General features: G+C 46.4%; 6 protein-coding genes. All 6 read right to left on the bottom strand.

What is annotated here, in order from left to right; all coding sequences use genetic code 11:
- Nucleotides 1-32 precede the first annotated feature (32 nt).
- Entirely contained in the window at nt 33-1,238 is a 1,206-nt protein-coding gene (bamB, locus tag JMY03_RS10810; protein WP_201603626.1) for an outer membrane protein assembly factor BamB, read from the bottom strand.
- Nucleotides 1,239-1,406: 168 nt separating this feature from the next.
- Complete coding sequence (locus JMY03_RS10805) at nt 1,407-2,231, bottom strand: YfgM family protein (RefSeq protein WP_025643724.1); 825 nt, start codon at nt 2,229-2,231, stop codon at nt 1,407-1,409.
- Nucleotides 2,232-2,303: 72 nt separating this feature from the next.
- Complete coding sequence (gene hisS, locus JMY03_RS10800) at nt 2,304-3,605, bottom strand: histidine--tRNA ligase (RefSeq protein ID WP_201603624.1); 1,302 nt, start codon at nt 3,603-3,605, stop codon at nt 2,304-2,306.
- Nucleotides 3,606-3,672: 67 nt separating this feature from the next.
- Nucleotides 3,673-4,788: a flavodoxin-dependent (E)-4-hydroxy-3-methylbut-2-enyl-diphosphate synthase gene (gene ispG / locus JMY03_RS10795; protein WP_025643727.1), complete on the bottom strand. Its 1,116-nt coding sequence runs from the start codon at nt 4,786-4,788 to the stop codon at nt 3,673-3,675.
- A gap of 56 nt (nt 4,789-4,844) precedes the next feature.
- Entirely contained in the window at nt 4,845-5,657 is an 813-nt protein-coding gene (locus tag JMY03_RS10790) for a helix-turn-helix domain-containing protein (RefSeq protein ID WP_201603622.1), read from the bottom strand.
- Nucleotides 5,654-6,556, bottom strand: a complete 903-nt coding sequence (pilW, locus tag JMY03_RS10785; protein ID WP_227675604.1) for a type IV pilus biogenesis/stability protein PilW — start codon at nt 6,554-6,556, stop codon at nt 5,654-5,656. The genes JMY03_RS10790 and pilW overlap by 4 nt, the downstream gene beginning before the upstream one ends.
- Nucleotides 6,557-6,785: the final 229 nt, after the last annotated feature.

The following is a 6,785-nucleotide window of genomic DNA, read 5'->3' as shown; positions in this document are numbered from 1 at the left end:
GCCTATAACGACTCAAATCAGTTAGCAAAGACTTATCTTGGTAGCTGCCATATCGCTACTTGACCGCTTTTACTTTGCGTCATTAAGCGCGAGCCATCCACTTGCAAGCTACTCAGCGCGCCTTTGGTTTCAACCCGGCTCACAATAGTCCCTGTCGCTGGATCAAACAAGTGGACAATACCATCCAAGTCGCCGACCGCAATATAATCCCCAATCATTACTGGATTGGTAAGCTTACGATAAGCAAGCTCCTCGCTCTCCCATAACACTTCACCGGTGCGACGGTCATAAGCCACCACTTTGCCCTCTAAGCTTGTCGCAACGACTTGCTGGCTATTGACCGCAAGCGACTTAAGACTAGCAAGCTCTTTGACAAACATGACCTCTCTTGAAGCCAAATCGATAGCTAACAGCTGACCGCTATAGCTAATAGCAAATAGCTGATTATTATCAATGACAGGTTGACCATCGACATCGCTCATACGCTCAACTTCACTGCTGCCGGTGCCGATACCGATACGGCGTGACCATTTTGGCAAACCGTTATCTAAGGTGATTGCGTGCAGACGGCCATCAGCGGTGGCAATCAAAGCGGTTGTATCATCTAGCAAAGTTGGCGCAGCAGCACCGCGAACGCTGATAGCAGGAAGACTAGTGGCAAACTGCCAGACTGACTGCCCGCTTTGTAGCGATAACCCATGCAAAAAACCATCATTCGCCGATAAGATAACGCGGTTATTGGTAATCAGTGCCGGCGTCAATACCGATCCTGACAGCTGTTTTTGCCAGCGTTTAGCGCCAGTACTACTATCGAGCGCTATAATCCAGCCACCGCGAGTACTGACCACAGCGGTCTGACTAAAGGCATCTAAAGCGACCCCGCCAGTAATCTCTTCACCGACGTTGAACGACCATAAGCGCTGACCATTACTATCATAACCGGTTAGATCACCGCCGCGACCGGCAACGACCATCTGACCATTTTCATAGCCGACTTGTAGGTCTAACGGATCTTTTTTGCTGGCGTTCTTGCCAGCATTAACACTGAACACGGGCTGCAAAACACTGATTGGCTGCGCAATTTGTACCAGCTTGACAGGATCGTTAACCTCCGGTTTTATACCGCGATTACAGCCCGCAGCAGCGGTAGCCATCAAAGCCACTACTGCCACTTGCATAGCAGTCTTTTTTAGGGTATTGCTTTTTATAGTCTGGCTTGCACGAACAGATCGGGTCATTGTATTCTCACTACAAAAAATTAACGGTCAATAAGAAGCTATAGCTAAAGATAATATCAGTCTTTATTGCACAGCCACTACTATAATTAGGGTTAAAACTAGTTCGGGTTAACACTGAGCTTTAGAATTATCTACAGCGCAAAGGATATGACTGACTTACTGCGTCGATTATTCAGGCTCGTTGCTATTATTGTTTTCATTGATAGCATCACTGTCATTATCCATCATTACGGTATTATCTACCGTCAATCCTTGCGGTGCTGCTGGCTGCTGGATAAGACTGTCTTGAGCTTTGATGGGCTCAGGGTAGATACCTAAGCTCTCCATTTTTAGCGCCAGTACTGCGCGCTCTTCATTACGCTCGCTGATTAGATTCCAAGCATTATTATAAGCATTAATCGCCGCCTCTTTATCATTTTGCGCTTGGTAAATATCACCTAGTAGCTCTTGCTGGCTGGCTTCAAAGGAGATGGGCACATCGCTTTTAGCTTCAGATAATGCCGCTTCTAGCTCATCATTGGCTAATAACACCTGCGCGTAACGCAGACGTGTAATAGCTTTGAGCCCTGCATCATCTAAATCGATAGCTAAGGCTTGCTTGAGGCTTGCTGCCGCGCCTGTAAAATCATCATTATCTACTTGCATCCGCGCTTTCATCATTAGTGCTTGCCAAGCGTATACTGAATCACCGTGAGCGCTGACTAAGCTATCGATATCATCACTTAGCTGCTCGCGGCTTTCGCTCAGTGCTGCTAAAGCATCGTCTTCTAAATCTGGGTTTTGCGCCGCCAAGCTGACTTGCTCGTTTAACAGCTGAATATCTGCATACTGGTCGGCAGCTACCGTATCCACACGGGCATGGTTATTTTGCCAATAAGTCCAACCAAAATAGCCAGCTAACGCTAACAATATAATAGTGACAATATTGCCACCATACTGTTTTAGCGCTTGCATCGAATTGTCTGAGTTTGGCGAACTAGGATTCAAAGCCATGGGTATTTACCTGATGAAATTTATAATGAATACTTTATGAGAAATGGTTGCTTGTTAATATCTGAGCTAAGACTACTGACCCAAAAAGTTAGCGCTATCCGCCAACCAATCTTGAGGCACGTTTTTTTGCTCACCATTTTGCATATCTTTGATACTAATCATTTGCTGATCCAGTTCTTGCTGCGCGATAATCACTGTTAGCGCAGCGCCTGACTTATCCGCTTTTTTCATTTGCGCTTTCAGGCTAGTCGCGCTCGCCATCTTTACACGCAGATCTGGGCGCTTATAGCGCAGATTTTGCGCGTAAGCGATACCAGCGCTATATACTTCAGGATGCGCGGCAACAAAGACATCACATGCAGAATCTTCTGTAAAAGGCGCAACCGCTTCTATCAATAATAACAAGCGCTCAAGACCCATAGCAAAACCAACAGCAGGCTCAGACGTTACTGGCTTGCTCTCTTGGACTTTGCCTTTATTGTCCATTGATTTTAACTGGCCAATTAGACCATCGTAGCGGCCGCCAGCACAAACCGTAGCTTGGCTGCCTAGCTTGTCAGTCACCCACTCAAAGACGGTCTTGTTATAATAATCAAGACCACGCACTAGATGCGGGTTAATCTCAAAATCGATGCCAAGCTCTGTCAAATACGCCTGTACTTGCTCAAAGTGCGCCATACTCTCCGTACCCAAAAAGTCAGCGAGCTTTGGCGCATCATTCAATAACGCTTGCGTACTCGCGTCTTTGCTATCCAAAATCCGTAGCGGATTGGTCGTTAAGCGGCGCTTACTGTCTTCATCGAGCTGCTCTTGCTTATCGGTCAAATAACGCACTAGAGCATCACGATAAGCACGACGCTCATCACTCTCGCCTAAGCTATTGAGCTGTAGGCGCATCTCGTTTTTGAGGCCAAGCTCTTGCCACATAAGATCCGTCATCGCAATCAGCTCAGCATCTGCATCGGGCAAAGCACTACCGAAGCTCTCGACTCCAAGCTGATGGAACTGACGATAACGCCCCTTTTGCGGGCGCTCATAGCGAAACATCGGGCCGATGTACCAAAGTTTGGGCGTATCGCCGCGCAGTAAGTTATGCTCGATGACCGCGCGTACCGCGCCTGCCGTGCCTTCAGGTCGCAAAGTTAGAGGCGTTGGCGGCTCTGACTTATCGGCAAAACTATACATCTCTTTTTCGACAATGTCAGTTGCGCCGCCGATAGCACGAGCAAACAGATCGGTCTGCTCAACAATAGGTAAGCGGATATTCTCGTAGCCATAACGGCTCAGTACATTTTGTAAAACGGCTTCTAGGCGTAACCACTTTGCCGATTGCTGTGGCAAAATATCATTGAACCCTTTAATAGCTTTAATCATGGTGCGGTTATACCCTCAAACTCTATTGCGATTGTTTTTTATTTTGAAATGTCTGTTTTATGAAGCACTAGCCGACGCGAATAATTTCATTTTCGCGTGACTTAGCAAGCTCTGCGGCGTGGGCGCGTACCATATCTTCGATTTCGTCCACTAAGTTATTGGTATCGATGAGATGACTCTTGTCGCCCATCCGGTAGACCAAAGACTTAGGCGCGGCGCCGACGATACCGATATCGGCCTCCTTAGCCTCACCTGGTCCATTTACTTTACAGCCAATCACCGATAAGTTCATCGGTTCACGAATATCTTCTAAGCGCGACTCTAATGCCGTCATCACCTTAATGACATCAAACTCTTGACGCGAGCAGCTTGGGCAAGCGATGAAGTTTACACCGTTAGAGCGGATATTTAGTGACTTTAGAATATCAAAGCCAATTTTAATCTCCTCTTCAGGCTCAGCCGCTAAAGAGATACGAATAGTATCGCCAATACCATCGAGTAACAGCCCGCCCAGAGCAATAGCCGACTTGACCGCACCAGTACGATAGACGCCCGCTTCTGTCACTCCTAGATGTAGCGGATTATCTATCTGCGCTGATATCAAACGATAGGCATCCATCGTCAAAAACACATTGCTGGCTTTGACTGAGACTTTATACTGATCGAAATTGAGACGCTCAAGAATATCGATATGACGCATGGCAGACTCAAGCATCGCCTCGCCGGTTGGTTCCGTGTACTTACGCTGAATTTCTTTTTCTAAAGAGCCGGCATTGACGCCAATGCGAATCGGAATATTATGATGTCTGGCACAGGCTACAACTTCACGCACCTTAGCGTCACTACCGATATTACCTGGGTTAATACGCAAGCAATCAGCGCCGGCTTCAGCGACGGCCAGTGCAATTTTATGATCAAAATGCACATCGGCGATAAGCGGTACGCTGACCTGCTTACGAATCTCACTAAAGGCTTTGACGGTATCCATCGTCGGAGTCGATACGCGCATCATATCCGCGCCCGCCTCCACGCAGCGCTGAATTTGCGCTACTGTAGCTGCCACATCACAAGTATCAGTATTGGTCATACTTTGCACACTGATCGGTGCATCGCCGCCAATTGCTACACTACCGACATGTATTTTTTTGGTAGGGCGGCGATGAATAGGCGTTGATGTAGACATACAAAATCCTTTACTTAAAGTATATAGAATATTTCTAAATATTAAGAGCTATACTCTTATGGTGCAAGCTCAAATATAGCGCGATTGCCGGTCGTATACTGCTCAAGCGCCACTGCTTGTTGATCAAGCACTAAACTGGCATTATCGACGTCATCGATCTGAATACTAAACGGCGGCACTCCTATTAAGGTATAATTCCCTCTGGTCTGCTCGCCATTCATCAAACTATTGCCTGATGCATCAGCAATATTGACATCGACAGCATCGGTCAACTTAACTTCTAATGTAGCATTGCTTTGACTATCATCGCCTAGATTCAGCGCTGAGCCTGAAGCACCAATACTATCGTCGTCAGTCACTACTGCTGCGCCCTGAGCTTGTTCTGTAACCGTGATATCATCAATCACAGGCGCAGCTGTTTCGCTATCGCGGCTAGCGTTACTCACCATACGAAACAAAAAGAAAGCCAAAACAATAAGTACAATAACTCCGATTATCAATAAGGGGTTGATACGAATACGGCTACTCGTATCGCGCTGTAGCGTCCCCATCGGCTGTAATAAAGATTCGGTGTTATTCGCTGAGCGGTCTTTTAGCTCATTAGGATAAGCAGCATCAAAGGCACTTGCGACCGTATTAGGATCTAGGCGTAAGTATTTAGCATAGTTAATCGCAAAACCGCGTGCAAAAGCGACTTGCGGCAGCTCAGAGAAATTCTCGTTTTCAAGCGCTTGCAAGTGACGCTTTAGAATAAACAGCTCAGCGGCTGCCGTCTCCAAGCTGATTTGCTGAGTATTGCGAGCTTGTTGCAGCATGGCACCAAATGAGTTTTGCGCATTGAGTTGGGTATTTAGTGATGGTTCGGTCATTGCCATGGTGCCTCTGGATTGTTAAGCCAAGTCTTGAGTTGTTTTGCTTCATCACTTAACGGATAAGCGGATAATAATTGACGCGATAACTGTTGACGCTGGTTGCTATCGCCTTGCGCTTCGGCCAATTTGATTCCCTGCAGTAGCAGACGCGGACTGATGCCCTGCCCTTGAACCAATATTAGCGTCTCATCATACAAGCGCTGGGCTTGCTGTACGCGGTTTTGGGCCAATAATAAATCAACCAGCTCGATATGAGCCACTAAGCTATTGCGATTGCCATCTAAAGCGCGCAAAAATGCTTTTGCCGCAGCAGCACTATCATTCAGCTGTAAATAAGTGCGTCCTAGATTCTCTAGAGCACTAATACGACCTTCATAACCTAATGCGGAGCCTGCAATTTCAAACTGCTGAGCCGCCTCACTATAGCGCTTCATCTGCGACAGATAAACTCCGTAATTATTACGGGCCTGTTCAAAGTCGCCATCAAGCGCAATCGCTTTTTTGAAGTACGCATCCGCCTTTTCAAGATTAAGACGGCTGCCTTCTTGCTGCAATAAAACGCCCATCATATCATAGGCTGGCGCGTATCGGCTATTAGCAGCGAAAGCTTTTTCGAGTTGACGCTGGGCGGCATCAAGCTCGTTTTTACGGATATACTGGGCAGCAAGTGAGGTGCGAACGCGAGCAATCTCTTGTTTATTCAGGTTTTTACTATTACTTACTGGCGCAGACCCCTGATAACGGGTACTACCTGTCAAGTCAGGATCGGTTGTGCTTTGACAGCCTGCTAGTAACAAAGCTGACAAGCCACTCATCATTACTCGGGCCTTAGTAAGCTTAATGAGCTTTGTCAAAGCGGTTGGCGGATTATGCGAGGTATATGGTTTGATAGTCATAGACGAACGCCTTGATTTACAAATTTTATCATCACTCATAGCACCTAAATCCTTGGTTTTACTAACATCATATTAATCCCTTAGCATCTTATAACTTAGTACCTTGTAATAAGTACTTAGCTATTGAATTTATATGACTTTATACCGATAAAAACCGTTAGTCTACCTCTTATCTACCTTAAGGGCTCAATAATTACTCACGCTATTTGTTAAGGCTTATTGCCCTTAT

This window comes from Psychrobacter submarinus (genome assembly GCF_904846685.1).
GTDB lineage: Bacteria > Pseudomonadota > Gammaproteobacteria > Pseudomonadales > Moraxellaceae > Psychrobacter > Psychrobacter submarinus.
Note: the sequence above shows the minus strand (reverse complement) of the source record. Positions and strands in the feature narration are given on the sequence as shown.

Coding starts and splice junctions, on each gene's coding strand:
- pilW (WP_227675604.1), bottom strand. CDS start 6,556: ATGACTATCAAACCATATACCTCGCATAATCCGCCAACCGCTTTGACA.
- hisS (WP_201603624.1), bottom strand. CDS start 3,605: ATGATTAAAGCTATTAAAGGGTTCAATGATATTTTGCCACAGCAATCG.
- ispG (WP_025643727.1), bottom strand. CDS start 4,788: ATGTCTACATCAACGCCTATTCATCGCCGCCCTACCAAAAAAATACAT.
- bamB (WP_201603626.1), bottom strand. CDS start 1,238: ATGACCCGATCTGTTCGTGCAAGCCAGACTATAAAAAGCAATACCCTA.
- JMY03_RS10805 (WP_025643724.1), bottom strand. CDS start 2,231: ATGGCTTTGAATCCTAGTTCGCCAAACTCAGACAATTCGATGCAAGCG.
- JMY03_RS10790 (WP_201603622.1), bottom strand. CDS start 5,657: ATGACCGAACCATCACTAAATACCCAACTCAATGCGCAAAACTCATTT.